This window comes from Pseudomonas sp. C7.1 (genome assembly GCF_056312395.1).
On sequence record NZ_JBWDTL010000003.1, the window covers coordinates 138,999 to 163,484 of the forward strand.

Sequence of the window (24,486 nt, forward strand, 5' to 3'; positions counted from 1 at the left end):
CATAAACCCATGAGCCTAAGTAATCAGCGGGTAACCCAGCGATCTCTACAAAGCCTGCTGCTGAAGCGTTTCGGCATGGGGGTGGCAACTTATGTGCTGACTGGGCTGTTGTGCGGGATTGGTGTATTTGCCGGGCTGTTTCATGCATCTACCCTCGCCACGCTGAGCATCACGGCCCTGGCCGCCCTTAGTCAGCTGGTGTTTCTCGGGCTGTTTCTGTCGCGCTTCAACCTGCGGCTAGCCGACCCTAGCCTGACTGAACCCCAGGTGCTGGTGGCGCTGGCCTGGCTGACCGTGCTGCTGTCGCTGTTCAGCGAAGGTCGCGGCAGCATGCTGGTGATCTATCTGCTGATTTTGCTGTTTGGCGTGTTTCAGTTGCCGCCACGGGTGTTCGCCCGTTGCGCGCTGTTTGCCTTCTCCGGCTTTGCCGGCTTGAACCTGTATGAAGCCTATACCCTGCAGCTGAGCGAACCGCGTGTGGCGCTGATGCAGGCGTGCGTGCTGGCGGTGGTGCTGGTTTGGCTGTGCCTGTTTGCCAGTTACGCCCAGGCCATGCGCCAGCGTATGCGCCAACGGCGTTTTGCCCTGCAGGCGCATCAGGACACGCTGCGTGGCATGATGCGCCAGCTGGAAGACCTGGCTGCCACGGATGAGTTAACTGGGTTGTGCAACCGCAGGCACTTTCTGCGCCTGGCCAGCCGTGAGCTGGAGGGGCTGGGTGATGGACGCCAACATGGCTTGGCGTTGCTCGACCTGGATCATTTCAAGCGGATCAACGATATCCATGGCCACGCCGCCGGGGATCGTGTGCTGCAAACCTTCGCCGCCGTTGCCCGCGCCTGCCTGCGCGACGGTGATGTGGTAGCCCGCTACGGCGGTGAGGAATTTGTATTGTTGTTACCCAATACCGAAGCTGATCAGTTCACCGCCTGCTGCGAGCGTCTGCGTGAGGCCTTTAGCCGCGCTGAGCCGTTAGGCTTACAGGTGACCAGCCTGAGCGTGTCCATCGGCATGACTCTGTTGACTGTGCACGATGATCTCGACGAAGCCCTGCAACGTGCCGATCAGGCGCTGTACCAGGCCAAACGTGACGGGCGTAACCGTTGCGCGGCGACCTGGGAGGATGCGGATGCCTGAGTTACGGGCCGCTGAACGCTGCCTTGAGGTCGCCCCCGCCAGTAACTTGCTGAGCAGCCTGCTGGCTGCCGGCATTGCCGTGCCCTATAGCTGCCGCGCCGGCAGTTGCCATGCCTGCCTGGTGCGTTGCGTGAGTGGCGAATTGCTCGATGCCAAACCCGAAGCTCTGGACGATGCGCGGCGCGAGCAGGGCTGGCGTTTGGCGTGCCAATGCCGAGTGATCGAGGACGTGCAGGTCGAGGTGTTCGACCCGCAGCGCGATGCGGCTGCAGCCGTTATTCACAGTTGTGATTGGCTCGGCAGCCATGTGCTGCGCCTGCGCCTGACGCCACAGCGGCCGCTGCGCTACAGCGCTGGCCAGCACCTGCAGCTTTGGACGCCCAGCGGGATCGCCCGGCCTTACTCATTGGCCAGTATTCCGGGCGATGATCCGTGGCTGGAATTTCATATCGACTGCCGCCTGGGCGGCACGTTTGCCACCGCAGCGCGGGCGTTTCAGCCGGGCGACAGCCTGCGCCTCGGTGAATTGCGCGGTGCGGCGTTGCACTATGATGCGGACTGGCAAGCCCGACCGCTCTGGCTGATGGCTGCCGGCACCGGGCTAGCGCCGTTGTACGGAGTGCTGCGTGAGGCGCTACGCCAGGATCATCAGGCCGTGATCCGGGTTATGCACCTGGCCCATGATGCGTCCGCGCATTACCTGGCCGAGCCCTTACAGGCATTGGCGGCCAGCCATCCGCAGGTGCAGGTCGAGCTGCTTGTGGCGGCCGAGCTGCCGGCTGCTTTGGCCGAACTGCGCCTTGTTTCACGGCAAACCATCGCCTTACTCTGCGGCCACCCCGACAGCGTCGAAACCTTTGCGCGCCGCCTGTATCTGGCGGGTTTACCGCGCAGCCAGGTGTTCGCTGACGTATTTTTGCCCCACGCGCGCTAGCCGTTCAGGTTCTCAGCTCGCGGGTGGCCTGCCGTGAGGACTGATGATGAGCGAGCACCTGCTGGTTGAGCGCGAACAAGGGTTGCTGACCCTGCGCATGCACCGCCCTGATAAAAAGAATGCCCTGAGCCGCGCCATGTACAGCGGCATGGCCGAAGTGCTGGTGCAGGCCGATCAGGATAAAAGCGTACGCGCCGTGCTGATCACCGGCGGCGAGAGCTGTTTTACCAGCGGTAATGATGTCGCCGACTTTATTCAGGCGCCGCCCACCGGGCTGAACAGCGAAGTGTTCCAGTTTATGCAGGCGTTGTTCGAGTTCAGCAAGCCGGTGGTGGCCGCCGTCAACGGCCCTGCGGTCGGCATTGGCACGACCATGCTGCTGCACTGCGACCTGGTGTATGCCAGCCGTGATGCCACGCTGAAGATGCCCTTCGTCAACCTTGGCCTGTGCCCTGAATACGGTTCCAGTATGATCCTGCCGCGTTTGCTCGGTCACGCTCGTGCTGCCGAGTTGCTGCTGCTTGGGCAACGCTTTACCGGTGAGCAAGCCGCAGCCTGGGGCATTGCCAATCAGGCGCTTGATGATGGCGCGGCGACCTTGGCCAAGGCCCGCGAAATGGCCCTGCGCTTTCAGCAGCTTGCACCAGCGGCGGTAGCAGACAGCAAACGCCTGATGCGCGCGCCGGATCGCGAGCAACTGCGCCGGGTAATCGAAGAGGAGGGCGCCTTGTTCGGCCAACGCCTGCGTTCGCCGGAAGCCATCGAGGCGCTGACCGCCTTTATGCAGCGCCGCACGCCGGATTTCAGCAAGTTTGCGTAAGACGGTTGTTTCTGCGTTAGGTAGGCTGAGCATTGCGAATCGCTTGAGTGTGGCCATAGTGAACCTGAGCGGCCCACAAAGCGGGGCCCTCAACAGGCCATAGACCTCAACGAAACAGAACTTTCCAGAGAAATGGCCAGATGTAGTCACCATCATCCCTGATGGCCGCAGACTCATGCTTGGTCAGAGTCGGGGTTGATTTCTTGTGAATTTGAATTGAGTAATACAAACCAAAGGGGCTTACGGCAGAGTTTGAGTAATCCCCTTCCGCGCCCCTGATATAAAGTATGGGAGGAATTCCAGACTTTTTATGACCTATGCGGGGCGAACTAGGTCTGCCATAAACTGCCCGAGTTCTGGAGGCGACGTAAGCAACGTTTCGATCACTCCCAATACGCCTTTTTCCTCCTTGCTGATCTTGCTACCAAATCCTAGGAAACCGCCGCCGGATGATGAAGCAACCGCAGTGCCGAATGCCATCAGGTCTTTTTTGAAGGCTTCCGCAGGTGCTTCTTCAGTATTTTTGGACAGCAAGGTGTTTATGCCAGCAAAGTATTGCGCAGCGTTGAATTCGCCACCCGCGAATCGGGTTAGGAAGTCCGCAAGTAATTCTTGGCCCTGTGGTGCGCTGGGGGTCAGTTCACTCATGACACGCTGCATTAGAATGCTTGGGTATTTGCCGGACTCTTTAAACAGCTCTCCGAAGGCGTTGACTTCTTTCTTATCAATCTTGCCGTCGGCACTTGCTACCATGAAGAACACCGCAAGTGGAGCATCGCGAAGATTCGCCCACTCATCCGAAGAGAAACCCGAAAATCCAGATATGCTCGTTGGCTGCGCTTGGGACTGCGCGTTCCATAAAGGAGCAGCCTCAGTGTGCTCGTCGCGGCCTTCGAAGAATGCATCTATCAGTGGCTGTAGTTCACTTACTTCCATGTTAGTGAGGCCAAGCACTTTAGGTTTGAACACTGCGAAGCCTTCGTTGGCCAGGGCGTGCCGGTAGGGAATCGCCAGTTTCATCTCGCGCTTTGGCTCGTCGTATGTGCAGATGTTGAGTAACAAAGCATCGACTTTCCCTACGTCTGGTAGGGTGATAAATGCATCGACGGTCCAAACACCACCCTTTGCCTGCCAAGGGTTATCGGCATACATTTTTTGCCCTCTAACCATAGCTTCTTCGGAGCTTGCAGAAGCCACGCGGACCATCTGCGTCTTGCCATCATCACTCAGGTACCCATAGATCGGAACTAGTAGTTCGCCATCGCTAACACTGAGCACTGCATGCGCGGCTACGCGGCCTGCCATCTTGAATGTTTCTTGCATCTCTACGTCCTTATAAAAACTAAAATGCAGCTGAGGGTGGGGGAGAGGGAGGGCAGTACTGCTGATTGCAAAATGCATTCAATGTAACCCCATTATGAAATATCGCTTAAACCGTTTCTAGCTGCAAGATTTAGCCAGTAGGGAGCACTGATCGGATTAGTCCAGCACCAAATATATTTACTGAGCGGCGAGATTCGCCTCTCAGGCACCTCGCGTAAGACTGGCTCCGCGTGCTAGGTCTGGTTGTTACGTGACTATGGGGCTCGGCGACTATCGATGGGCTTGATTTTGTTACTGGGGGCCTTAGCGTTACAGCCCCGGCTCTCGGGATTATGGTTGCTAAGTTGGGCTTCGCAGCTCAGCACCAACCTACGTCAGATTTACGTTACGGCGCAGAGCGTAGCCCGGATGCAATCCGGGAGCGGTATCAGTCGTTAGACCTTCTCCCGGATTTCATCCGGGCTACAAAAAAGGCCGCTCACTGGCCTTCAGTGAGCGGCCTTTTTGTGTTACGTGCGCTTTACACCAGCGCTTCACCGACATGCAGCAGCTTCATGGTGTTGGTGCCGCCGATGGTGTGGTAGCTGTCGCCCTTGGTCAGGATCACCCAGTCCCCCGCCTGCACCACGCCGCGCTTGAGCAGCTCGTCCACTGCAGCCTGGCTGACTTGCGCCGGTTGCATGGCGGCTGGGTCGAATGGCACGGTGTAGACGCCACGGAACATGGCCACTCGGGCCTGGGTTTCGCGGTGCGGGGAGAAGGCGAAGATCGGCACCGAAGAGCGGATGCGCGACATGATCAGCGGGGTGTAGCCACTTTCGGTCAGGGCGATGATGGCCTTCACCCCAGGGAAGTGGTTAGCCGTGTACATGGCCGCCAGGGCGATGCTTTCGTCGCAGCGCTCGAACTCGGTGCCCATGCGGTGGCTGGAGGCCTTGCTGGTCGGGTGCTTTTCCGCGCCCAGGCAGATGCGCGCCATGGCCTGTACCGCTTCCAGCGGGTAGGCGCCGGCCGCGCTTTCCGCCGAGAGCATTACGGCGTCGGTGTAGTCGAGCACGGCGTTGGCCACGTCGGAGACCTCAGCGCGGGTCGGCATCGGGTTCTGGATCATCGACTCCATCATCTGCGTGGCGGTGATCACCGCCTTGTTGTGGCGGCGCGCGTGCAGAATGATTTTCTTCTGGATGCCGCAGAGTTCGGCGTCGCCGATTTCCACGCCCAGATCGCCACGGGCAACCATCACCGCGTCACTGGCACGGATCAGGCCGTCGAGAGTTTCGTCGTCGGCTACGGCTTCGGCGCGTTCGATCTTGGCAACCAGCCAGGCAGTGCCGCCGGCTTCGTCACGCAGCTTGCGCGCATAGTGCATATCTTCGGCATCGCGGGGGAAGGATACGGCCAGGTAATCCAGCTCCATCTCGGCAGCCAGCTTGATATCGGCTTTGTCTTTTTCGGTTAACGCCGGCGCAGTCAGGCCACCGCCACGGCGGTTGATGCCTTTGTGGTCGGACAGCGGACCGCCGATGATCACTTCGCAGTGCAGGGCATCGCTGGTGGCGCTGACAACGCGCATTACCACGCGGCCATCGTCGAGCAGCAGCTCGTCACCGACGCCGCAATCTTTGACCAGGTCCGGGTAGTCGATGCCGACAATTTCTTGCGTGCCGGCCGTCAGCGGGTGGCTGGTGGAAAAAGTGAAGCGGTCGCCGAGCTTGAGCTCAATGCGCTTGTCGGCGAACTTGGCGATGCGGATTTTCGGGCCTTGCAGGTCGCCGAGCAGAGCAACGTGGCGGCCATGCTTGGCGGCCAGCTCACGCACCAGCTTGGCGCGGGCCTTGTGTTCGTCTGGACTGCCGTGGGAGAAGTTCAGGCGAGCCACATCGAGGCCAGCGATGATCAGCTGTTCGAGAATTTCGGGGCTATTGCTGGATGGGCCGAGGGTGGCGACGATTTTGGTGCGGCGAATGGTCATGCACAGACTCCTGAGTTGCATCTGAGCACGAGGCTACTATGCCGCAACCCTGTAGTCATTGTTCCTCTCTACTACCTTGGCCTGCCTGCTAGCGATTAAGTGCCTGATCCAGATGGCGGGCGGCTTTGGTGTTTAGCTCGCTGCCGGGGTATTGCACCAGGAGGCGGCGCAGGTAGGTGATGGCTTTGTCGCGGTTAGCCTGCGCGTTGTCCGGGGCCAGGTACATAAGGCCTAGCTGGTACAGGGCTTTTTCTTTGATATCGGCGGGGATGCGAGGGTCGCTCAGGGCCAGTAGATACAGCTCTTCGGCTTCATCGACGCGGTTTTTCAGCACGGCGCGGCGCGACAGCAGGGTCATGTCCGGGTCGAGGCTGGGCTTGTACAGGTCGAGCTGTTGGTTGGGCTTCCAGTGCGCCAGCAGCTCGCGCGAGGTCTTGTGCACGGGCTCGTCTGCGCGCTCGCGGATCATCACAATCCGCGCCTCGGCCCGTGCGGCGGCGCGGCTGGCGGGGAACTGGTTGAGCACCTGATAGAAGTAGTTGAGCGCCTTGTTGTCATCGCGCTGCTCGTTGAAGCGGTTCATATACAGCAGGCCGATTTGGTACAGCGAGATGGCACGCACTTCGCCGCTGAGCTTTTCGTCACGGTAACCGGTGAGGTACAACTGCTCGGCCTGTTCACTCTTGGCATCGCGGATGGCCTGGGCGCTGTAGGTCAGCAGATCGCCTTCATCCTCGATGGCGGCGAGCATGCGATTGGTTTTCAGGGTTTTGTATTCGACCACTTCGTTGGTGGTGATCTGCGCAATAAACAGCGGCGTGGTGGGTGAGCAGGCACTTAACAGAGCGGTACATAGCAGCAATAACAGGCGAGGTGACGACGACATGATAGCTCCTGGGCGCAATGGCCGTTGCGCACAGTCTAGTCAGGCGTGCGGGCGCTGGCCAAGTGGTTGGCGGCATTACCCATCAGAGGATATGTTGCTGCAGAATTTTCCTGGGCAGTCGATACACTGCTCATCGGAGGAGAGGCTTATGCGGATTCTTGTGTTGGTATTGCTGATGTTGAGCGTGGTGGGATGTAGCCGGCATAGCCTGGATAGGCATTTGAACAATGCCTATGAGGCCTATGACCGTGGCGAATGTGAGGAGGCGATCCTTTATTTGTCTAGGGCAGAGCGCAGCAGTCGCTCGCGCAGCTATATACAGCCGGAAATTTCTTTGCTGCGTGGCCAGTGCCTGGAGCGCCAGGCATTGTTTGTCGATGCTATGCAGACCTATCAATTTATCGCCACCCAGTACCCTGCCAGTGAGTACGCCTACCGTGCTCGCGCGCGCATGGATACCTTGCGCCAGTTGGGGCATGAAGGAGCTGAGGCTACGGTTAAGGTCACTCCGGTCAAGCCATGACCGCTGGTCGTTACAGCCATAGAAGGCTATCCTCGGCGGTAAGCTGAGTTTTTACGGGAGGGAATCCATGCGCGTCTTGTTGTGCCTGTTGTTATTGCCGGGTTTGGCGGCTGCGGAAATTTATCGTTGGACCGATGCCAATGGCCAGGTGCATTTCGGCCAGCGCCCGGCGGCGGCTGGGGCCGAGAAGGTTGAGGTCAAACCGCAAGTGGTCGAGCGTGATCAGCTGACCCGTGAGCGCGAAGAGCGCACCAATCGCTTTTATGACGCGCGCCGCGAGGAGCAGGCTCAGGCTTCGGTGGTCGCCGCCGAGCGTCAGGCCAAGCGTGCCGAAGAATGCCGCGAACTGCGCAATAAACTGTCTTCGATCCCCGAAGGTCGTCGCTATTACCGCACGGAGGCGGATGGGCAGCGCAGTTATTACAGTGATGAACAGCTCGATACCGCTCGTCAGCAACTGCAGAACCGGGTGTCTGAACGCTGTTCCTGAAACTGGTTTAAGCGCAGTAGTGGGGTCATACTAAATGGCCATCTATAGCGATTCGCCACTATGCCCAAGCATATTCAGCGCAGCATCGAACGCCATCAGTTGCCGTACTACCTCAAGGTGTTCAATCGCATCACCGACAAGCCCATGGGCAATATCGGTAACGTGTCTCTGGACGGCCTGATGCTGATCAGCCAGCTGCCCCTGTTAGTTGGCGCGCGCTTTGATATGCGTTTGAAGATTCCAGGGCGCGCTGCCTTGCACTACATCGATTTTTCGGCCACCTGCCAATGGTCCCGCGAGGATGTCACCCCAGGTTGCTACGACTCAGGTTTCGCCCTGGTCGCGCCGCCGGCTGACTATGTTGAGATGGTCGATGCGTTGCGCCATTACTTCAGCTTCCGCTCAATTGCGGCATCGGTCTGATTGACCACGTTCGGCAGGACATAAAAAACCGCCCCGAGAGGCGGTTTCTTATTGCAGCGCGGTTTAGGCGCTGACGGTCTGCTCCAGCTGCAGCAAGGCATCGGAGCGCGACTGTACCTCGCGGTAGCGTTCGGCATCGCTGGCGAGCACCGCAGCCATGGCGGGGAATATCTCGTTCAGCTTGCTGCTCCACTGCTCTGATTTAGCCTGCGCGCCGAAGCAGCGCTGGATCAAGTCGAGCATGATCGACACGGTGACCGATGCACCTGGCGATGCGCCGAGCAGGGCGGCGATGGAGCCATCTTCTGCAGCCACCAGTTCGGTACCAAACTGCAGGATGCCGCCGTTCTTCGCGTCTTTCTTGATGATCTGTACGCGTTGACCGGCTATTTCCAGGCGCCAGTCTTCGGCTTTGGCTTGTGGGTAGAAGCCGCGTAGGGTTTCCAGGCGCTTCTCTTCGGACTGCAGCACTTCCTTGATCAGGTAGCGGGTCAGATCGAAGTTGTCGCGCGCTACGGCCAGCATCGGGCCGATATTGTTTGGGCGGACCGACAGTGGCAGGTCGAGGAACGAGCCACGCTTGAGGAACTTGGTGGTGAACCCGGCGTAAGGGCCGAACAGCAGTGAGGTCTTGCCATCCACCACACGGGTGTCCAGGTGCGGTACTGACATCGGCGGAGAGCCGACAGCAGCCTGGCTGTAAACCTTGGCCTGGTGTTGCTTGACGATTTCAGGGTTGTCGCAACGCAGCCACTGGCCGCTGACCGGGAAGCCGCCGAAGCCTTTGCCTTCTGGAATGCCGGACATCTGCAGCAGCGGCAGGGCCGCGCCGCCGGCGCCGAGGAAGACAAACTTGGCCTGGATTTCACGGCTGCTGCCGTTCTGCTGGTCCTTGACGCTGACGCGCCAGCCTTGGCCGCTGCGCTTGAGGCCAACGACCTTCTGGCTGCAGGTGACGTTGGCGTCTGCCTGCTGGCCGAGGTGGTCGAGCAGGTGCTTGGTCAGGGCGCCGAAGTTGACGTCAGTACCGGCCATTACGCGGGTGGCGGCAATCGGCTCGCTCGGGTCACGGCCCGGCAGCATCAACGGCATCCATTCAGCCATGGTGGCGCGGTCTTCGGTGTATTCCATCTCGGTGAAGGCGTGGTGCACGGTCAGCGCGGCAAAGCGCTTCTTCAGGAAGTCGATGCCTTTCTGGCCACGTACAAAGCTTAGATGCGGAACCGGGCTGATAAACGACTTGGGCGAGCCAAAGCGACCCTTCTCGACCAGGTAGGCCCAGAATTGCTTGGACTCTTCGAATTGGGCATTGATGGTCACCGACTTCTTGATGTCGATCGAACCGTCGGCCGCTTCCGGCGTGTAGTTCAGCTCGCACAAGGCTGCATGGCCAGTACCCGCATTGTTCCACGGGTAAGAGCTTTCGCTTGACGCAGTGCTCATCATCTCGAGGACTTCCAGCTTGATCGCTGGGTCGAGTTCTTTTAACAGTACAGCCAGGGTCGCACTCATGATGCCGGCACCAACCAGCACCACATCCATTGTTTCGTAATCGTTTTGCGCCATTACTACTTCTCCGCAAACCAGCACTCAATAGACGTTAGGCAGCTTGTGTATGTACACAGCCAATCAGCAGTCGGCGAGACGCTCAGGGTTGAAGGAAGCAGGCTTCTGGGTGCAGATGCCAACCGCGAGATCGTTCATTTTCGCCACACTCTTGTGAAGTTTTCCAAACCGTTTTTTCACGCTCTTTTGGAGTCGTGAACCTCAAAACACGTCTGCCTAGGCCGAGTTTTCCACGACATAAAATGACCATCGCAGCAACTGCATGGCGTTTCACAGTGGGAAAAAGCGGCAGCCGGAAGGCGGCGCGAAGTGGGCGACTCTCTGGGGCGCGGCCGATGAATGGTGCATCAGCGTGACGGCAGGGCCCGAACAGGAGGCGTCCTTATAATCGGGGCGAGATTATAAGGGCAAAGCAGGAAAATTGATCGCCTGGTGTGACTTTTCTTCTTCCGCTGGTCAGGCTGCCAGCGTTTGCTGCACGCGCAGGCATGGCGTGACCTGGGCGGTTCTGACACCGGCTGGCAGCGGTCGATTGAGCCAGCTCAGGCAGCTGTGTTGCACCTCAATCCAGCCGGAGCCCTGCGGTGCCTGGGCTGACTGGCGCAGGGCGCGACAGATGCCTTGCGCATCGACCAGGGCAAACGAACGCATCGGGCGGCGTGGGGTGAGCAGGTTGCGCAGTGAGAACATGGCGGATCACTCACAAACAGAGAAGACTAAAGTCTTATGCCTGACGCGCATGACAAGGGCGTTACGGGAACCTGTTGGTGCGATAAACGTCCTAGGGTCTGTTGCCGTTTCATCGCGAGCCATGTCTAGCAAGCAGCGCTGTCAGGCATTTACCACGCTGGTTATACTGCGCGCCACGTCTACCCCTTATTTATGGAGAGTTGAGCATGCTGCATCGTCTGCTGTTTGGTCTGGTGGCTGTTGCCAGCCTTACTCTGGTGGGTTGTGCCCACAGCCCGCAACAACTCAGCCCACAACCCAAACTCAATAGCCCGCTGACGGCCGTTGGCCAGGGCCAGCCTGTGGTGGTGCGGGTGGCCGATGGCCGTCCTTCACCGGTACTGGGCACCCGCGGCGGTCTCTACCCAGAAACCAGCGCCATCAGCGTGACTGGCCAGGATATTCTGCCCAAACTACAGGCCCAGGCTGAAACGGCTGTGCGTCTGCTCGGCTTTACCCCAAGTGCCAATGCCTTCAACGCGCCGCAGCTAACCCTGACCCTAGCGGAACTCAAGTACCAGTCGCCGAAAGAAGGGATGTACGTGACCGAAGCTGACATGACTGCGACCTTCCGCCTTGATGTGCAGAACAGCAGCCGTCGTTACAGTGGCCGTTACGGCGCTTCGCTGAACCAGCGCTTCGGCATGGCGCCGAATCAGGCGACCAACACCAAGCTGATCAGCGATGTGTTGAGCGATGCCCTGACCCGCGCCTTCAAGGACCCGACCATCAGCCAGATGCTCGCGCAGTAAACCTTGTAGCGGTAATAAAAAAGCCTGGATTATTCCAGGCTTTTTTACAGCTGCGCTTTGCAGCCTTTCAGGCCGCTTCGCTGTAAAGCTCGGGCAAGCTCATGCCGGTGCGCGTATCGACATCGGGCAGGGCGTAATGCTCGTGACCGCCCATAGCGCAGTAGACCAGCCAGTGGTCGTCCTGCACATTGAAAGACAGTCCGTCGATGACGGCGTCTATGTCATCCAACGAATCAATTAGGTAGTCGCGGTCTTGCGGTTGGGCATGCAGCATGCGGTGTTCCTCCATGGATGTTTAAGACCTGTCGCCGTGCTTGAGGCTTTTTGGGCCAAGGCGTTGGGACGAGTGTTAGACCATAGCTCACGAAAATGACAGTGTTTAGACCGCTTGGTCATAGCGGCTGTGATTCGTCGGAATCAAACCGCGAGCGCTGCAACTTTCGGTAGACTCCGCGCCCGTATTTGGACTGCCCAATGCTGCATCGGGTGTGCTGCTAATCAGGCGCGACGTTGATCGCATGCCTTATAGAAGTTGAGGGTGAGCATGTCGTTGCAAGCGCTCTGGTTACTGATCGAGGGTCAGCCTGGGCAGTGGCTAAATGGGCTGGCGCTGTTTTTTGCCCTGGCCGGCGCCTGGCTGTTGCTTGCCACTCGCATGCGTGAGCAACGGGCGTCGGCGCGGCTGCTGGCCGGCAGTGAACTGAATGAGCTGACGGATGAGGCCTATACCTGTGATGAGCCGACACTGCGTCTGAACCAGTTTTTCTACCGTTTTGGTTATGCCTGCCTAGCGTCGGGCCTGCTGCTGTCCTGGTTTAGCACGCTGCTATAACCCGGTTTCTCGGCTAATAAAAACGGCAGCCATTGGCTGCCGTTTTTTATGGCTGCGATTTGCCTACAGCGGCAGGCTAGCTTTAATCCTGTATTGGTTACGCACCGGGTTGGCGTACTGCAGGATCAGGTAGGGCTGTTGCTCGCGCGGGCAGTTGGCGAGGCGCCGTTGCCATTCGCTCTTGGCGGCGCTGAGCTCTGCGGCAGGGAATAGCTCTGCGGCGTTGGGTACGGCCAGTTCCGGGTCGCGATCAGCCCACATGGCATAGGCCAGGTAGTGCACGGGAAACAGTCGATAACCCGTAAGAATCTGCCGGTCCATCTCTGCTGCCAGCAGTTTGCTATCTTCCAGACCTTGGCTGACGGGCGCGCCAAAATGTATGTGCACGCGGCCTTTGTAGCCGGTGATGCCGAGGGCGATGCTCTGGTCATCTTCACCGGCGACCTTAGTGTAGCTGCCACTGCTGGCGCGGATAGACAGCTCACGGGCTTTGGCCTGGTCGCAGGGGTCGTACTCGTAGCTGATCGATACTGGGGTTAGGCGTAGGGCGTTGATCACCTCGGCGAACGGCTCGCCCTTGCGGCTCATGTGGAACATCTTGAGGATCGCCGAATCGGTGCGGTCATCACCATCCTTGGCGCGGCCTTCGGCCTGAGCGATCCAGATCGACTCGCCATCAGTGCGGATCGAGTGATTGATATAGGCCGACAGCAATTGGTAGGCCGCCAGCTTCTCGCGCCGTCCACTGATCGATCGGTGCACGATAAAGCTCTTGTTCAGGCGCATCAGGTCGCTGACAAAGGGCTTCTGCAGCAGGTTGTCGCCGATGGCGATGCGCGGCGTCGGTAGGCCCGCGTGGTACACCGCGTAGTTGACAAACGCCGGGTCCATAACGATATCGCGGTGGTTGGCAAGAAACAGGCTGGCCTTGCCGGCCTGCAGATGCTCAATGCCGGAATAGCTCACGCCGTCGGTGGCCTGCTCAATGGTGTGGTCGACATAGCTCTCGATGCGCGTCTGTAACTGCGCCACCGAACTCACGTCGCGAAACTCAAGACGCAGGCGATAGGCTATAAGTGGTTTAAGCAGCCAGCCTAAAGATACCGCCAGACGCGGGAAGCGGAACTGGGTGAGAATGCCGAGAAACGCATCGTCGGCCAGTAGGCGCGCCAACACGGCAGGGACTTCGGCGTCGGCGTAAGGTCGGATGGCATCGAATTCGCCCATCATGCTCTCTTATTGTGGTTGGCTGTGGAGATGCTCACTGCGCGGGTTGTCGCGCGTGATAATGGATACTGCGTGACTGCAGGGCCAGCTATAGACCGGCGATTATACGCCCAAGTCACAAGGAGACAGCGATGCTGGAAAGTCAGGATTACCAATGCCCTTATTGTGGCGAGCAGGTTGAGGCGCTGCTCGACCTATCTGCCGGCGATCAGCAGTACATCGAAGATTGTCCGGTGTGCTGCCGGCCCATCGTGTTTTCGTTGCAGACCGATGGCCAAGACTGGAGCCTGGACGTGCGCGGGGAGAACGATTGATGCAGCGAATCTACGAACCGCAGGACCTGATGGAAGGCGAGCTGCTGCTGGGGATGTTGGCCAGTGAGGGGATCGACGCCTATCTCACTGGGCAGCACCTGGCCGGCGCGGTGGGCGAGTTGCCCGCCTGTGGTTTGCTCGGGGTGATGGTTGAGGATGATCAGGCGCACAGCGCACAACAGCTGATCGCCGCGTACAATGCCGCGCTGCCGCTGCCGACGGATGAGCCTGAAAGCTTTCAAGGCTCGCTGCTCTGCTAAATCTAATTTTGCGGCGCACCTGACTTACTTCTTGCTGGCCGTCTGGTCGGTGCATTGACTGCTGAACGCTATCGAGTTTTCCATGTGTGGACGTTATGCCCTGTTCCGTTGGACGCCTGCATTTGCGGCGATTCCCGGTTTTCCTGCTGATCAGTTACCGCACTGGAGCATTTCCCCCCATAGCCAGGTGCTGCTGCTGCGCAACATCGAGGGCGAGCGTCAGCTAACGCGCGCGCGCTGGGGGCTGACGCCGCCCTGGTTAACTGACTTGACCAAGACCCCGGCCCAGGCCCGTGCCGAAACCCTGGCCGAACAGCCGATGTTTCGTGAAGCGTTTCGCCTGCGTCGCGGCCTGCTACCGGCCAACGGCTTTTATGAATGGCGCGGCACTGCACGCAAACGCCCGTACTGGCTCACCGGTGAGACCACACCGCTGTATTTCGCTGCCTTGTGGGAGGCTTATCCGGTTGAGGGCTGTGTTTACCTGAGCGCGGCGGTGGTGACTCAGGCTGCAGCCAGCCAACGCCGCCCGCTGATTCTCGATGAGGCCGGCCAGGCCGTCTGGTTGGCTGGCGATACCCCTGTAACTGAGTTGCAGACCTTGCTGGCGAGCCCGCAACCGGCGCTGCGCGAGCGGGTGCTGGCCAACCTGATCAATGATCCCAAGCTTGATGCGCCTGAGTGCCTGACCCCGGCGTAGCCAGCGCAGCAACAAAAAGGGCGGACTGTTATGGCAGTCCGCCCTTTTTTGTTGTTGCTTGATCAGACCTTAAACTGGTTGATCAGCCGGCGTTGCTGTTCGGCCAGTTGGGTCAGCTCGGCGCTGGCCTGGCTGGCTTCGTCGGCGCCACCGGCTACTTCATTGGCCACTTGGCCGATATTGGTGACGTTGCGGTTGATGTCTTCGGCCACCGCGCTTTGTTCTTCGGCGGCGCTGGCGATCTGCGTGTTCATGTCGTTGATCACCGATACCGCCTGGGTAATTGATTCCAGCGCCTCGGCGGCCTGGCTGGCCTGCTGCACGCTGATCTCGGTTTTGCCCTGGCTGTCTTCCATGACCTTGACCACGTCGCGCGTGCCCTGTTGCAGCTGCTGGATCATGGTCTGGATTTCTTCGGTGGCCTTCTGGGTTTTCTGCGCCAGATTGCGCACCTCGTCGGCCACCACGGCAAAGCCGCGGCCCTGTTCACCGGCGCGGGCGGCCTCGATGGCCGCGTTGAGCGCCAACAGGTTGGTTTGCTCGGCAATCCCGCGAATCGCCACGAGGATGGCGTTGATGTTTTCGCTGTCCTTGGCCAGCGTTTGCACCACGGTGACCGCACGACCGATCTCCTGCGCCAGGGCGGCAATTGCATCGGCGGTGTGTTGCACTGTCTGCTTGCCCTGATTGGCAGCGCGGTCCGCATGGTTGGCAGCCTCGGCTGCATGGGTAGCGTTGCGCGCCACGTCCTGGGCAGTGGCAGTCATTTCATGCACGGCGGTGGCGACCAGTTCGATCTCCGCCAACTGCTTCTGCACACCGGTGTTGGTGCGGATGGCGATGTCAGCGGTGTGTTCGGAAGAGTCGCTGACCTTCTGCACCGAGCTAACCACCTGGGTAATCATGTTTTGCAGTTTGCCGAGGAAGGTGTTGAAGCCTTTGGCGATATCGCCCAGTTCATCGCTGCGGTTTACCTCCAGGCGGCGGGTTAGATCACCCTCGCCCTGAGCGATGTCGTCCAGCATGCTCACCATCTGCTTTAGTGGCTTGGCGATACCGCGGCTGACCAGCCAAATCACCAGTAGGCCTAGTGCGGCAATCAGCAGGCCGACCAGGGTCATATTCAGGGTGTCAGCTTGACGCTGATCGGTGAGGTCGCCATGCAATTGCTGCAATTCGGCCATTACGGTGTCGAGTGGCAAGACCAGCATCAGGGTCCACCGCGCATCGGTGTCACCTATGCCGAAGGAGAGAAATAGCTCTATATGGCTCTCGGCTGGATTAGCCTCGTGGTGGATGTCGTAGATGATCTGCCCAGGCGTGAGTTGTTTGAGGTTTTCCAGCTCGTTGGCATCAAGCAGTTCGGTGGCAGGACTGCCCAGTTTGTCTGGTGCTTGGGTGGATGCCACCAGACGACCGTGGCTTGAAATTAGCGTCATTTCACCTGCGCCGTCGTACAGCTGACTGTCAGCGTTGACCAGCAGGTCCTGGATAAAATTGACGCCCAGATCGGCGCCGACCATGCCCTTGAAGGTGCCGTCGATAAGAATTGGACTGACGAACGAGGCCAGCATCACCATCTTGCCGCCCATCTCATAAGGCGCCGGATCGATCACGCAGGCCTTTTTCGCATCGCGTGGGCACAGGTAATACTCGCCAGCGCGCACGCCGGTGGGCAGCGGTTTCTCGTCCTCCAGATCGGTCAGTAGTTCCTGGGCCAGACTGCCGTCATCGTTGCGATACCACCAGGGAATAAAGCGGCCGCTTTCGTTAACCGCCGAATTGCCGATGCCAGCGTAGATGGCGTCGCTGTCATCCAGGCCGTTGACGGTCCAGCCGATGTAGGAACCGAGCAGTTTGGGGTGCTGTACCAGAAGATCGCCGGCCATATTGCTGAGCTCTTCGCGGCTTATGGAGAGCATGGCGCTGCCGTCCTCAGTCTTCAGGCCAAGCAGGCGATTGGTGTTGGCCAGCTCGGCGGTGATCATCAGCGGGTATTCCAGCTCGGCCTGGATCTGCAGCGTCTGTGTGTGCGCCAGAGCGCTTAGGCGTTGTTTGATCACCTGCTCAAGCAGCTCCTGGGTACGTGCCTGAGTCAGTTCCTGGCTGCGGCCGCTGGCGTAAAGTGCATAGAGAATCAGGGCTACGACGATGGCCAAGATGCTGGCGCCAGCGAGAGTGGCAATGGTGGTCTGGATCGAGCGAAATTTCATGGAAGCTCCACGCAGGAAAGAGTTGCCGTGACTGCTTATCGGCCGCAGGGGAGAAAACCCTTAATCGCCTGTCTTACTAAAGATCGCTTACTGGCATTGAGCAAGCTTGTAGTTGTCCGTAGCTGCTCAGCCGCCTAGGATGTCGCAGTTATCATAAGGAGTTTTGACATGGCCAAATTGTTACCCCTCGCCGCCTTGAGCACGGCTCTGTTGCTGGCGGGATGCCAGGCGGTGAACACCACCAGTGGCGGCGCGGTAGGTGTTGAGCGCAAGCAGTACATGTTCAGCATGCTCTCGACCCAAGAGGTCAATCAGATGTATGCGCAGTCTTATCAGCAGACCTTGGGCGAGGCGTCCAGCAAGGGTGTGCTGGATAAAACCAGCAATAACGCCAAGCGCCTGCGTACGATCGCCAATCGCCTGATCAAGCATGCCCCGCTGTTCCGTCCGGATGCGGCGCAGTGGCAGTGGGAGGTCAACCTGATCAAAAGCACTGAGCTAAATGCCAATTGCGGCCCAGGCGGCAAGATCATTTTCTACAGTGGAATCATCGAGAAGCTGAAGCTGACTGACGATGAGATCGCCGCCATCATGGGTCACGAAATGGCCCACGCCTTGCGCGAGCACAGCCGTGAGGCGATGTCTAAGGCCTATGGTGTGCAAATGGCCAAGCAGGGCGCTGGCGCCTTGCTCGGCCTGGGTTCTGGCGGCATGGCCGTGGCCGATGCAGCAGTGCAGTACGGCATGATGCTGCCGAACAGCCGTGGTAATGAAAATGAGGCCGATCTGATCGGTCTGGAACTGGCTGCCCGTGCTGGCTACAACCCGAATGCTGCAGTCAGTCTGTGGCAGAAAATGGCCGCCGCCAGCGAAGGTGCGCCGCCTGAGTTTATGAGCACGCACCCCGCATCGAGCAGCCGAATAGCTTCTCTGCAGGCGGCGATTCCCAAGGTGATGCCGCTCTATAAGCAAGCGCGCTAAAACGCGCGTTAAACAAAAGCCGCCTGAGTAGGCGGCTTTTTTGTTGGGCTTTATTTATTCAGGGCAGTGCCTTGGCGGCAAAAGGTTGGCTGGCCAGGCCCAGTTGCGAGCGGAAGCTTTCCATGTCGAACATGGTGCAAATTTCCTGGATTTCATTGCTTGGGGTAATGGTCCAGAAGGCCATGGCCGAAATGCTCAGCACCTTGTCGCTGGGCGGATAGCCAAGCGCGGGCTTCTGGATGGTGCCGATCAAAGTGCACCAGGTGACTACTTTGTAGTCTTCGGCAATACACTCCTCGATGACCACTTGCAGGTCCGGCATGGCGTGGCGGATGTCCCGCACCAGCTGGGCAAATGCTGGGCTGGTCAGTGGCCTGCCGATAAACAAACTCTTATAGAGAAAGTCTTTACTGTGCAGTTGCTCGGCCAGCGCTGTGCGGCCTTTGTTCCACGACAGGTCAATATGCTGGCGCACCAGTTTCTTCCGATCATCCAATGGCATGGGGACTCCCTAGCGGCTGAGTGAGCAGGATGTTGCGCACTGTAGCAGCCGCCTGGAAGGCCATGTATTGGCCGAAGCGCCAGTGCCCTAGCGTCAACTTAATGTCAAATCAGCCCGCTGTATTTAAGCGCCTGATACCCCGCATACACGGCTAGTGCTGCAAAGGCGCAGGCCGCCAGGCGGCGAATCAGTGTCAGTGGTAGGCGCTCGGCGGCAAAATTGCCGGCCAGTACCACCGGTACGTTGGCAATCAGCATGCCCAGGGTGGTGCCGATAATCACCAGGATAAAGTGCGGGTACTGCGCCGCCAGCATCACGGTGGCAACCTGGGTCTTGTCACCCATTTCCGCAATGAAGAAGGCAATCAGCGTGGTCAGAAACGGGCCGTAGCGTTTGAGCTTGGAGCTTTCGTCGTCATCCAGTTTGTCGGGGATTAACGTCCACAGTGCTACGGCAACAAAACTGGCGGCGAGAACCCAGCTGAGGGTGGCGGGGGAGAAGATGCTGGCAACCCAGTTGCCGATGGCGCCGGCGGCGAAATGGTTGGCCAGGGTGGCGACCACAATGCCGCAGATGATCGGCCAGGGTTTGCGAAAACGCGCTGCCAACAGCAAAGCGAGCAGCTGCGTCTTGTCGCCGATTTCGGCCAAGGCAACGATAAAGGTTGGAACAAACAGGGATTCGAACATCAGGCTTTCCTAAAGGGGCGGGTCGACACGGCTATGACACGTACAGCCTTCCCGCCCCGGGTAAGGTGTGCGTGTCATAGGTCTGGTCAAACCGCAGGCCCCTCTGAGTGGGCCTTGGGTCGCACGCGCCATGCTCTGCTGAGCAAGTATGTTGACGCGTGCCGGGCGAGCTGGCGCTCGCGGGAGACTACTCCCCTAGGACGCGCGCATTCTGCCCGCGCATCCGTGATAGGGCAAGCCCGTTCAGCCTTTGCGGGCGCGGTAGATGCGAAAGCCTTTGGCGTCGGCCAGGGTTTGACAGGGGCCGAGGTGCTGTTCGATCAGCGGTGGGTATTTAAGGAAGCTGTTGGCCACCAGGCGTAATTCGCCTTTGCCAGCCAGGTGTCGGCTGGCCTGACGCAGCAGGTGTTCTGTGGCCTGGTAGTGGGTGTGCACGCCCTGATGAAAGGGCGGGTTGCTGAGGATTGCAGTCAATCCCGTGGGCGCGGCATCGATGCCGTCGCCATTGATGACGTCGGCCTGCAAACCGTTGGCGGCCAGGGTCAGGCGGCTGCTTTCGACGGCAAAGGCGTCGACATCCAGTAGGGTGATCTGGCTGTCTGGGTAACGGCGTTTCAACGCCGCGCCGAGTACGCCGGCCCCGCAGCCGAAGTCCAGGATATGCCCGCTGGGTAAATCGTTGAGGTGTTCGAGCAGCAGTGCGCTGCCAACGTCCAGGCGGCCATGGCTGAATACGCCCGGCAGGCTGAGTACCTGCAGTGGCCCGTCGGCCAGGGCCAGTTCATAGCGTTGCGCCAGGCTGTGCAGGGCCGGCGTGGCGGGGGCGTGCTCAGCCCGTACCTGCCAGAGCTGGCAGTGGCGGGCGCTGTCGAGTTTGCGCGGCTGGCCGAAGCTCGCCAACTGCTTGGCGGCGCGCTCAATACCGGCGCGTTTTTCACCCACCAGAAACAGCTCGCGACCATTCAGGCGCGCTGCCAGGGTATTGAGCAAGTAATCGGTCAGCTCGCGGGATTTTGGCAGAAACAGCACCGCCGCCTGAACATCGTGCTCGCCAGGCTGAGTGCCAAAGTGGCAACGATTGCTGAAGCGGGCGTCCAGCAGCGCGTGCTCGCCGGCATGCCAGCTCCAGCCGTGGGCCTCAGGGAACTGACCGAGCAGGTCATCCGCCGGCAAGCCGGCCAACAACAGCGGGCCGTTGAATAGATCTGCCTGGCGCAGCAGCACTTCGCTTCGCGGGTCCATAAGCGCTCCTTGAAAAAAGTCGCGTAGATTAGCTGACAACGCGCACAGGCGCGCCGTTGAAGAATGCCAGCGCGTTTTCACTCAGTTGGCCGACGATGCGTTGCCGCGCTTCGCGGCTGCCCCAGGCGCTGTGCGGGGTGATGATCAGCCGTGGAATATCGGCGGCGAGCAAGGGGTTGCCGTCTTTGGGTGGCTCCTGGGTCAGCACATCGGTGGCGGCGCCGCCCAGGTGGCCTGCGCGCAGGGCGTCGGCCAGGGCTTGTTCGTTGATCAGGCCGCCGCGTGCGGTATTGATCAGAAACGCCGTGGGCTTCATCAGGCTGAGTTCACGGGCGTCGATCAGGTTCAGGGTGTCGCTGTTCAGCGGGCAGTGCAGGGTAAGCGCATCGACCTGGGGCAGCAGCTCATCTAGAGGCAGGCGGTCGGCACGAGTTGGCCGGCCGGGCAACTGACCGAGCAGTACACGCATGCCGAAAGCCTCAGCCAGGTTGGCGACTGCGCCGCCCAACTCGCCATGGCCAAGCAGGCCGAGGGTCTTGCCGTACAATTCGACGATCGGGTAATCGAGCAGGCAGAACTGCTGCGCCTGTTGCCAGTGGCCGGCGCGCACGTCGCGCTGGTAATCGGGCAGGCGGGTGGCCAGCGCCAATAGCAGCATCAAGGTGTGTTGCGCCACCGATGGTGTGCCGTAGCCCTGGCAGTTGCACACACTGATGCCGTGGGCGCGGGCGGCCGCCAGGTCAATCGGGTTGGTACCGGTTGCGGCCACCAGCACCAGCTTCAGCTCCGGGCAGGCGGCGAATACCTCGGCATTTAGCGGCACCTTGTTGCTAATCGCTACCTGCGCACTCTGCAGGCGTTCGATGGTTTGCGCCTGGGTGCTGTGCGGATACAGCTGCAGGTCGGCAAAGCAAGCGCTCAGGCTGGACAGGTCGAGGTCGCCCAGGTCGAGTGAGCTGTGGTCGAGAAAGACGGCGCGGTGACTGTTACTCATCAGCTGTATCTATCCTGCGGGTTTGAGCGGGGAGTAAGGTGGCGAGCCTAACAGAATCATTTCGACGTCGCGGAGCCTGCCCATGTACTGGACCGAGTTTTTAGCTGTGGCCCTGATCCACTTGCTGGCCGTGGCCAGCCCCGGCCCGGATTTTGCGATTGTGGTGCGCGAGAGTGTGGCGCACGGACGGCGTGCCGGCATCTTCAGTGCGATTGGCGTGGGCTGCGGAATTTTTATCCATGTGGCCTATTCGCTGCTGGGTATCGGCTTGATCGTGTCGCAGTCGATTGTGTTGTTCAACGCCCTGAAGTGGTTGGCGGCGGGCTACCTGCTGTATATCGGCATTCGTGCGCTGCGCGCCAAACCGGCAAGTGCGAGTGAGGCCGAGTTGAGCCTGAATGAGGGCGAGCGCTCGCCGCGTGCAGCCTTTGTTGCCGGCTTTGTGACCAATGGCCTGAACCCCAAGGCCACGCTGTTCTTTCTGTCGCTGTTTACCGTGGTGATCAATCCGCACACGCCGCTGCCTATTCAGGCGGGCTACGGGGTTTACCTGGCGGTGGCCACGGCGCTGTGGTTCTGCATGGTCGCGCAGCTATTCAGCCATCAGCGGGTGCGTGCCGGCTTTGCTCGGCTGGGGCACTGGTTTGATCGCTTGATGGGGGCAGTGCTGGTGGGTCTTGGCGTTAAGCTGGCGCTTACGGAGTTGCGCTAAACCCAGCGCTGCTACGAAAACGCCCCGCATTGCGGGGCGTTTTGTTTGTAGGTAGTGCTTAGAACCTATTTTCGATCTCGCGAGCTAGAGTCCTGCAAGGCAAAAACAGGCAAGGAAGCGGAGTGTACTTTTGTACATGAGCATTCCGAGCCTGTTTTTAACGCCGCAGGGCCGACGCGCAGCAGATTGAAAACAGGTTCTTACTCGTCTTTACCTTTGCTGCGCATAGCACGCTGCACTTCACGGTCGGCGTCGCGTTCTTTCTCGGTGTGGCGCTTGTCGAAGTCCTTCTTGCCCTTAGCCAGGGCGATTTCGCACTTGATCAGGTGCGCCTTCCAGTAAATCGACATGGCCACGCAGGCATAGCCTTTCTGCTGCACGGCGCTGAACAGCTTGTCCAGCTCACGCTTGTTCAGCAGTAGTTTACGGGTGCGCGTCGGGTCAGCGATCACATGGGTGCTGGCCGCGGTGAGCGGTGTGATGTGGCAGCCCATCAGCCAGGCTTCGTCGTTTTTCAGCAGCACGTAGCTGTCGACCAACTGGGCCTTGCCGGCGCGCAGACTTTTCACTTCCCAACCGGCCAGGACCAGGCCTGCCTCGAACCGGGATTCGACGAAGTAGTCGTGCATCGCCTTCTTGTTTTGCGCGATGGTGCCTTGAGGGTGTTTCTTTTGTTTAGCCATAGGGCGCGCATTATAGGGAGTCACTGGCGCGGGCGCTATGTGTGCGGCAGGGCAAAATCAGCTTTGTCTGGCGCCATGGTGCTGCCTGGCGTCGGCTGTGCTTGAGCCGCTCTGGTGAATCCCCGACAATGCGCGATCTTATTTCAATAGAGCGGGTTAGCCGAGCATGGCGAACGACAAGGTTTCGATACACGGCGCCTGGGCCAGCCGTTGGGTGTTTATTCTGGCTGCGACCGGTTCGGCCGTTGGCTTGGGCAATATCTGGAAGTTCCCCTATATGACCGGCATGTACGGCGGCGGGGCTTTCGTAATGATGTATCTGGTGTGCATCTTTATGGTCGGTCTGCCGATCATGCTGGCGGAAACCCTGATCGGCCGACGCGGCCGGCAGAGCCCGGTGAATACCCTGAAGACCCTGGCCATCGAGTCGGGCGCTTCGCCGAAATGGTCTTGGGCCGCGCTGGTGGGGATGGTTGCCGCCCTGCTGATTCTGTCGTTCTACAGCGTGGTGGCCGGCTGGTCGTTCGATTACATTCTCAGCATGAGCGGCGGGCAATTTGCCGGCGTCAGTGCCGAGGGCGCTGGCGCCGCGTTTGGCGCCCTGACGGCTGATCCCTGGCGGCTGACCTTGTGGCATACGCTGTTTATGCTGCTAACCGGTTTTGTTATCGCCCGTGGTGTAGTGGCCGGCCTTGAGCGCAGCCTGCGCATCATGATGCCGCTGTTGTTCGTTTTGCTGCTGGTGCTGCTGGGTTACAGCATGACCACCGGGCACTTTATGCAGGGCTTTAATTTTCTCTTCAACTTCCAGCCGGACCGCGTGCTTGATGGCGTGCTTGCCGCCATGGGCCATGCCTTCTTTACCTTGAGTGTGGGTGTGGGCGCGATCATGGTCTACGGCTCATACATGCCGAAGAACGCCTCGATTGGCGGCACCATTCTCACCGTCGGCATTCTCGATACTCTGGTGGCGCTGACGGCCGGTATGGCGCTGTTCCCGATCGTTTTCGCGGGTGGCCTGGAGCCTGGCGCCGGGCCTGGGCTGATGTTTGTCACCCTGCCGGTGGCGTTCGGTAATATCGCCTTTGGCCAGATTATGGGCACATTGTTCTTTATCCTGGTGTTGATCGCGGCCTGGACTTCGTCGATCTCCATGCTGGAGCCGGCAGTGGCCTACTTGGTGGAGCGAACCAAACGCAGCCGAGTGCTGGTCACCAGCGTGCTGGCGTTCCTCTGTTGGGTAGTCGGTATGGGCACGGTGCTGTCTTTTAATGTGGGGGCTGAAGCGAAGTTTTTTGTCTTTGGCGAAGATGGTTTCCATCTGTTTCAGTGGGGAGCAGAAGGCGGGCGGAATTTCTTCGACACCATCGATTACTTGACCAGCCGCATTCTGTTGCCGTTCGGTGGCCTTGCGTTTGCCCTATTCGCCGGCTGGGTGCTTAAGCGTGAAGTGGTGCGTGAAGAGCTGGCAATGAAAAGCCCGCTGCTGTTCAACGTGGTGTACTGGTTGATTCGTGTGGTCGCGCCAATTGGTGTGCTGATCGTGTTTGTCGCAGAGCTAAGTAAATGATCGCCTGCATCC

27 protein-coding genes, 1 pseudogene and 1 riboswitch are annotated in these 24,486 nt (G+C 59.6%); of the genes and pseudogenes, 14 read left to right on the top strand and 14 right to left on the bottom strand.

Going from position 1 to position 24,486, the window contains the following annotated elements; translation table 11 throughout:
- Positions 1-9: 9 nt before the first annotated feature.
- Genes AC0T4W_RS03955 through AC0T4W_RS03965 form a run of 3 tightly spaced genes read left to right on the top strand, consistent with a single transcriptional unit; the run spans position 10 to position 2,891 of the window.
- Positions 10-1,137: a GGDEF domain-containing protein gene (locus AC0T4W_RS03955; protein WP_476316411.1), complete on the top strand. Its 1,128-nt coding sequence runs from the start codon at positions 10-12 to the stop codon at positions 1,135-1,137.
- Positions 1,130-2,071, top strand: coding sequence for an iron-sulfur-binding ferredoxin reductase (locus tag AC0T4W_RS03960; RefSeq protein ID WP_476316414.1), 942 nt, complete (start codon positions 1,130-1,132; stop codon positions 2,069-2,071). Before AC0T4W_RS03955 ends, AC0T4W_RS03960 begins: the two co-directional genes overlap by 8 nt.
- Before the next feature lie 46 nt (positions 2,072-2,117).
- The gene (locus AC0T4W_RS03965; protein WP_476316417.1) at positions 2,118-2,891 is read left to right on the top strand and encodes an enoyl-CoA hydratase; all 774 of its coding nucleotides are present in this window, start codon (positions 2,118-2,120) and stop codon (positions 2,889-2,891) included.
- A gap of 315 nt (positions 2,892-3,206) precedes the next feature.
- On the opposite strand, the gene AC0T4W_RS03970 is transcribed toward AC0T4W_RS03965, so the two are convergent.
- The 3 genes from AC0T4W_RS03970 to AC0T4W_RS03980 all read right to left on the bottom strand — a co-directional run bounded on the left by AC0T4W_RS03970 (position 3,207) and on the right by AC0T4W_RS03980 (position 7,072).
- Positions 3,207-4,214 carry a hypothetical protein gene (locus AC0T4W_RS03970; protein WP_476316419.1) on the bottom strand — a complete coding sequence of 336 codons (1,008 nt, stop codon included), beginning with the start codon at positions 4,212-4,214 and terminating at the stop codon, positions 3,207-3,209.
- Positions 4,215-4,734: 520 nt separating this feature from the next.
- Complete coding sequence (gene pyk / locus AC0T4W_RS03975) at positions 4,735-6,186, bottom strand: pyruvate kinase (RefSeq protein ID WP_476316421.1); 1,452 nt, start codon at positions 6,184-6,186, stop codon at positions 4,735-4,737.
- An 88-nt stretch (positions 6,187-6,274) separates the two neighbouring features.
- Complete coding sequence (locus AC0T4W_RS03980) at positions 6,275-7,072, bottom strand: tetratricopeptide repeat protein (RefSeq protein WP_476316424.1); 798 nt, start codon at positions 7,070-7,072, stop codon at positions 6,275-6,277.
- 148 nt (positions 7,073-7,220) lie between these two features.
- Between AC0T4W_RS03980 and AC0T4W_RS03985 the strand changes: the two genes are divergently transcribed.
- From AC0T4W_RS03985 to AC0T4W_RS03995, 3 genes are all read left to right on the top strand, one after another.
- Positions 7,221-7,595 carry a tetratricopeptide repeat protein gene (locus AC0T4W_RS03985; protein WP_476316427.1) on the top strand — a complete coding sequence of 125 codons (375 nt, stop codon included), beginning with the start codon at positions 7,221-7,223 and terminating at the stop codon, positions 7,593-7,595.
- 67 nt (positions 7,596-7,662) lie between these two features.
- Positions 7,663-8,085: a DUF4124 domain-containing protein gene (locus AC0T4W_RS03990; RefSeq protein WP_476316430.1), complete on the top strand. Its 423-nt coding sequence runs from the start codon at positions 7,663-7,665 to the stop codon at positions 8,083-8,085.
- A gap of 60 nt (positions 8,086-8,145) precedes the next feature.
- Positions 8,146-8,508 carry a PilZ domain-containing protein gene (locus AC0T4W_RS03995; RefSeq protein ID WP_476316433.1) on the top strand — a complete coding sequence of 121 codons (363 nt, stop codon included), beginning with the start codon at positions 8,146-8,148 and terminating at the stop codon, positions 8,506-8,508.
- Positions 8,509-8,571: 63 nt separating this feature from the next.
- Here the strand turns inward: AC0T4W_RS03995 and mqo are convergent, their stop codons facing one another.
- Positions 8,572-10,074: a malate dehydrogenase (quinone) gene (mqo, locus tag AC0T4W_RS04000; RefSeq protein WP_476316435.1), complete on the bottom strand. Its 1,503-nt coding sequence runs from the start codon at positions 10,072-10,074 to the stop codon at positions 8,572-8,574.
- A gap of 456 nt (positions 10,075-10,530) precedes the next feature.
- Entirely contained in the window at positions 10,531-10,764 is a 234-nt protein-coding gene (locus tag AC0T4W_RS04005; RefSeq protein WP_476316437.1) for a hypothetical protein, read from the bottom strand.
- Positions 10,765-10,970: 206 nt separating this feature from the next.
- Between AC0T4W_RS04005 and AC0T4W_RS04010 the strand changes: the two genes are divergently transcribed.
- Positions 10,971-11,555, top strand: a complete 585-nt coding sequence (locus AC0T4W_RS04010) for a YajG family lipoprotein (protein WP_476316440.1) — start codon at positions 10,971-10,973, stop codon at positions 11,553-11,555.
- 67 nt (positions 11,556-11,622) lie between these two features.
- Here AC0T4W_RS04010 and AC0T4W_RS04015 read toward each other — a convergent pair whose 3' ends face one another.
- Positions 11,623-11,829: a hypothetical protein gene (locus tag AC0T4W_RS04015; RefSeq protein ID WP_476316443.1), complete on the bottom strand. Its 207-nt coding sequence runs from the start codon at positions 11,827-11,829 to the stop codon at positions 11,623-11,625.
- Between the two features lie 270 nt (positions 11,830-12,099).
- On the opposite strand from AC0T4W_RS04015, the gene AC0T4W_RS04020 reads away from it, so the two are divergent.
- Positions 12,100-12,387 (top strand): hypothetical protein, encoded by a 288-nt coding sequence (locus tag AC0T4W_RS04020; protein WP_476316446.1) that lies wholly within the window; start codon positions 12,100-12,102, stop codon positions 12,385-12,387.
- 63 nt (positions 12,388-12,450) lie between these two features.
- Here the strand turns inward: AC0T4W_RS04020 and AC0T4W_RS04025 are convergent, their stop codons facing one another.
- The gene (locus AC0T4W_RS04025) at positions 12,451-13,617 is read right to left on the bottom strand and encodes a 1-acyl-sn-glycerol-3-phosphate acyltransferase (RefSeq protein WP_476316449.1); all 1,167 of its coding nucleotides are present in this window, start codon (positions 13,615-13,617) and stop codon (positions 12,451-12,453) included.
- A 128-nt stretch (positions 13,618-13,745) separates the two neighbouring features.
- Here AC0T4W_RS04025 and AC0T4W_RS04030 point away from each other — a divergent pair, with 128 nt between their 5' ends.
- From AC0T4W_RS04030 to AC0T4W_RS04040, 3 genes are all read left to right on the top strand, one after another.
- The gene (locus AC0T4W_RS04030; RefSeq protein ID WP_476316451.1) at positions 13,746-13,928 is read left to right on the top strand and encodes a CPXCG motif-containing cysteine-rich protein; all 183 of its coding nucleotides are present in this window, start codon (positions 13,746-13,748) and stop codon (positions 13,926-13,928) included.
- On the top strand, positions 13,928-14,188 hold the full coding sequence (locus tag AC0T4W_RS04035; RefSeq protein WP_305594336.1) for a putative signal transducing protein: 261 nt from the start codon (positions 13,928-13,930) through the stop codon (positions 14,186-14,188). Before AC0T4W_RS04030 ends, AC0T4W_RS04035 begins: the two co-directional genes overlap by 1 nt.
- 82 nt (positions 14,189-14,270) lie before the next feature.
- Positions 14,271-14,888, top strand: a complete 618-nt coding sequence (locus AC0T4W_RS04040) for an SOS response-associated peptidase (RefSeq protein WP_476316455.1) — start codon at positions 14,271-14,273, stop codon at positions 14,886-14,888.
- A gap of 62 nt (positions 14,889-14,950) precedes the next feature.
- On the opposite strand, the gene AC0T4W_RS04045 is transcribed toward AC0T4W_RS04040, so the two are convergent.
- Positions 14,951-15,793 (bottom strand): methyl-accepting chemotaxis protein, encoded by an 843-nt coding sequence (locus AC0T4W_RS04045; protein WP_476323447.1) that lies wholly within the window; start codon positions 15,791-15,793, stop codon positions 14,951-14,953.
- A gap of 15 nt (positions 15,794-15,808) precedes the next feature.
- A pseudogene (locus tag AC0T4W_RS04050) lies at positions 15,809-17,101 on the bottom strand (PDC sensor domain-containing protein); the annotation flags it as partial.
- Positions 17,102-17,269: 168 nt separating this feature from the next.
- Here AC0T4W_RS04050 and AC0T4W_RS04055 point away from each other — a divergent pair.
- On the top strand, positions 17,270-18,082 hold the full coding sequence (locus tag AC0T4W_RS04055) for a M48 family metallopeptidase (RefSeq protein ID WP_476316458.1): 813 nt from the start codon (positions 17,270-17,272) through the stop codon (positions 18,080-18,082).
- A 58-nt stretch (positions 18,083-18,140) separates the two neighbouring features.
- Here the strand turns inward: AC0T4W_RS04055 and AC0T4W_RS04060 are convergent, their stop codons facing one another.
- The 4 genes from AC0T4W_RS04060 to AC0T4W_RS04075 all read right to left on the bottom strand — a co-directional run bounded on the left by AC0T4W_RS04060 (position 18,141) and on the right by AC0T4W_RS04075 (position 21,509).
- On the bottom strand, positions 18,141-18,584 hold the full coding sequence (locus tag AC0T4W_RS04060) for a ketosteroid isomerase-related protein (RefSeq protein WP_476316460.1): 444 nt from the start codon (positions 18,582-18,584) through the stop codon (positions 18,141-18,143).
- A gap of 104 nt (positions 18,585-18,688) precedes the next feature.
- Positions 18,689-19,273 carry a TMEM165/GDT1 family protein gene (locus AC0T4W_RS04065; RefSeq protein ID WP_476316463.1) on the bottom strand — a complete coding sequence of 195 codons (585 nt, stop codon included), beginning with the start codon at positions 19,271-19,273 and terminating at the stop codon, positions 18,689-18,691.
- A gap of 76 nt (positions 19,274-19,349) precedes the next feature.
- Positions 19,350-19,481, bottom strand: a riboswitch (yybP-ykoY riboswitch).
- A 35-nt stretch (positions 19,482-19,516) separates the two neighbouring features.
- Complete coding sequence (locus tag AC0T4W_RS04070) at positions 19,517-20,515, bottom strand: methyltransferase (protein WP_476316466.1); 999 nt, start codon at positions 20,513-20,515, stop codon at positions 19,517-19,519.
- A 28-nt stretch (positions 20,516-20,543) separates the two neighbouring features.
- On the bottom strand, positions 20,544-21,509 hold the full coding sequence (locus AC0T4W_RS04075) for a 2-hydroxyacid dehydrogenase (RefSeq protein WP_476316469.1): 966 nt from the start codon (positions 21,507-21,509) through the stop codon (positions 20,544-20,546).
- Positions 21,510-21,591: 82 nt separating this feature from the next.
- Between AC0T4W_RS04075 and AC0T4W_RS04080 the strand changes: the two genes are divergently transcribed.
- Entirely contained in the window at positions 21,592-22,221 is a 630-nt protein-coding gene (locus tag AC0T4W_RS04080; RefSeq protein WP_476316471.1) for a LysE family translocator, read from the top strand.
- 200 nt (positions 22,222-22,421) lie between these two features.
- Here the strand turns inward: AC0T4W_RS04080 and smpB are convergent, their stop codons facing one another.
- Entirely contained in the window at positions 22,422-22,904 is a 483-nt protein-coding gene (smpB, locus tag AC0T4W_RS04085) for an SsrA-binding protein SmpB (RefSeq protein ID WP_476316474.1), read from the bottom strand.
- Positions 22,905-23,070: 166 nt separating this feature from the next.
- On the opposite strand from smpB, the gene AC0T4W_RS04090 reads away from it, so the two are divergent.
- A complete protein-coding gene (locus tag AC0T4W_RS04090) occupies positions 23,071-24,474 on the top strand; it encodes a sodium-dependent transporter (RefSeq protein ID WP_476316477.1) in 1,404 nt (467 codons plus the stop codon).
- The last annotated feature ends 12 nt before the right edge of the window (positions 24,475-24,486 follow it).

Excerpts from the sequence above, each read along its gene's own strand:
- AC0T4W_RS04070 (WP_476316466.1), bottom strand. The coding sequence starts at position 20,515 with ATGGACCCGCGAAGCGAAGTGCTGCTGCGCCAGGCAGATCTATTCAAC.
- smpB (WP_476316474.1), bottom strand. The coding sequence starts at position 22,904 with ATGGCTAAACAAAAGAAACACCCTCAAGGCACCATCGCGCAAAACAAG.
- AC0T4W_RS03965 (WP_476316417.1), top strand. The coding sequence starts at position 2,118 with ATGAGCGAGCACCTGCTGGTTGAGCGCGAACAAGGGTTGCTGACCCTG.
- AC0T4W_RS04045 (WP_476323447.1), bottom strand. The coding sequence starts at position 15,793 with ATGATTACCCAGGTGGTTAGCTCGGTGCAGAAGGTCAGCGACTCTTCC.
- AC0T4W_RS04020 (WP_476316446.1), top strand. The coding sequence starts at position 12,100 with ATGTCGTTGCAAGCGCTCTGGTTACTGATCGAGGGTCAGCCTGGGCAG.
- AC0T4W_RS03960 (WP_476316414.1), top strand. The coding sequence starts at position 1,130 with ATGCCTGAGTTACGGGCCGCTGAACGCTGCCTTGAGGTCGCCCCCGCC.
- AC0T4W_RS04005 (WP_476316437.1), bottom strand. The coding sequence starts at position 10,764 with ATGTTCTCACTGCGCAACCTGCTCACCCCACGCCGCCCGATGCGTTCG.
- AC0T4W_RS03955 (WP_476316411.1), top strand. The coding sequence starts at position 10 with ATGAGCCTAAGTAATCAGCGGGTAACCCAGCGATCTCTACAAAGCCTG.
- AC0T4W_RS04010 (WP_476316440.1), top strand. The coding sequence starts at position 10,971 with ATGCTGCATCGTCTGCTGTTTGGTCTGGTGGCTGTTGCCAGCCTTACT.
- pyk (WP_476316421.1), bottom strand. The coding sequence starts at position 6,186 with ATGACCATTCGCCGCACCAAAATCGTCGCCACCCTCGGCCCATCCAGC.
- AC0T4W_RS03990 (WP_476316430.1), top strand. The coding sequence starts at position 7,663 with ATGCGCGTCTTGTTGTGCCTGTTGTTATTGCCGGGTTTGGCGGCTGCG.
- AC0T4W_RS04055 (WP_476316458.1), top strand. The coding sequence starts at position 17,270 with ATGGCCAAATTGTTACCCCTCGCCGCCTTGAGCACGGCTCTGTTGCTG.
- AC0T4W_RS04035 (WP_305594336.1), top strand. The coding sequence starts at position 13,928 with ATGCAGCGAATCTACGAACCGCAGGACCTGATGGAAGGCGAGCTGCTG.
- AC0T4W_RS04025 (WP_476316449.1), bottom strand. The coding sequence starts at position 13,617 with ATGATGGGCGAATTCGATGCCATCCGACCTTACGCCGACGCCGAAGTC.
- mqo (WP_476316435.1), bottom strand. The coding sequence starts at position 10,074 with ATGGCGCAAAACGATTACGAAACAATGGATGTGGTGCTGGTTGGTGCC.
- AC0T4W_RS04065 (WP_476316463.1), bottom strand. The coding sequence starts at position 19,273 with ATGTTCGAATCCCTGTTTGTTCCAACCTTTATCGTTGCCTTGGCCGAA.
- AC0T4W_RS04040 (WP_476316455.1), top strand. The coding sequence starts at position 14,271 with ATGTGTGGACGTTATGCCCTGTTCCGTTGGACGCCTGCATTTGCGGCG.
- AC0T4W_RS03970 (WP_476316419.1), bottom strand. The coding sequence starts at position 4,214 with ATGCAAGAAACATTCAAGATGGCAGGCCGCGTAGCCGCGCATGCAGTG.
- AC0T4W_RS04030 (WP_476316451.1), top strand. The coding sequence starts at position 13,746 with ATGCTGGAAAGTCAGGATTACCAATGCCCTTATTGTGGCGAGCAGGTT.
- AC0T4W_RS04075 (WP_476316469.1), bottom strand. The coding sequence starts at position 21,509 with ATGAGTAACAGTCACCGCGCCGTCTTTCTCGACCACAGCTCACTCGAC.
- AC0T4W_RS03995 (WP_476316433.1), top strand. The coding sequence starts at position 8,146 with ATGCCCAAGCATATTCAGCGCAGCATCGAACGCCATCAGTTGCCGTAC.
- AC0T4W_RS03985 (WP_476316427.1), top strand. The coding sequence starts at position 7,221 with ATGCGGATTCTTGTGTTGGTATTGCTGATGTTGAGCGTGGTGGGATGT.
- AC0T4W_RS03980 (WP_476316424.1), bottom strand. The coding sequence starts at position 7,072 with ATGTCGTCGTCACCTCGCCTGTTATTGCTGCTATGTACCGCTCTGTTA.
- AC0T4W_RS04080 (WP_476316471.1), top strand. The coding sequence starts at position 21,592 with ATGTACTGGACCGAGTTTTTAGCTGTGGCCCTGATCCACTTGCTGGCC.
- AC0T4W_RS04015 (WP_476316443.1), bottom strand. The coding sequence starts at position 11,829 with ATGCTGCATGCCCAACCGCAAGACCGCGACTACCTAATTGATTCGTTG.
- AC0T4W_RS04090 (WP_476316477.1), top strand. The coding sequence starts at position 23,071 with ATGGCGAACGACAAGGTTTCGATACACGGCGCCTGGGCCAGCCGTTGG.
- AC0T4W_RS04060 (WP_476316460.1), bottom strand. The coding sequence starts at position 18,584 with ATGCCATTGGATGATCGGAAGAAACTGGTGCGCCAGCATATTGACCTG.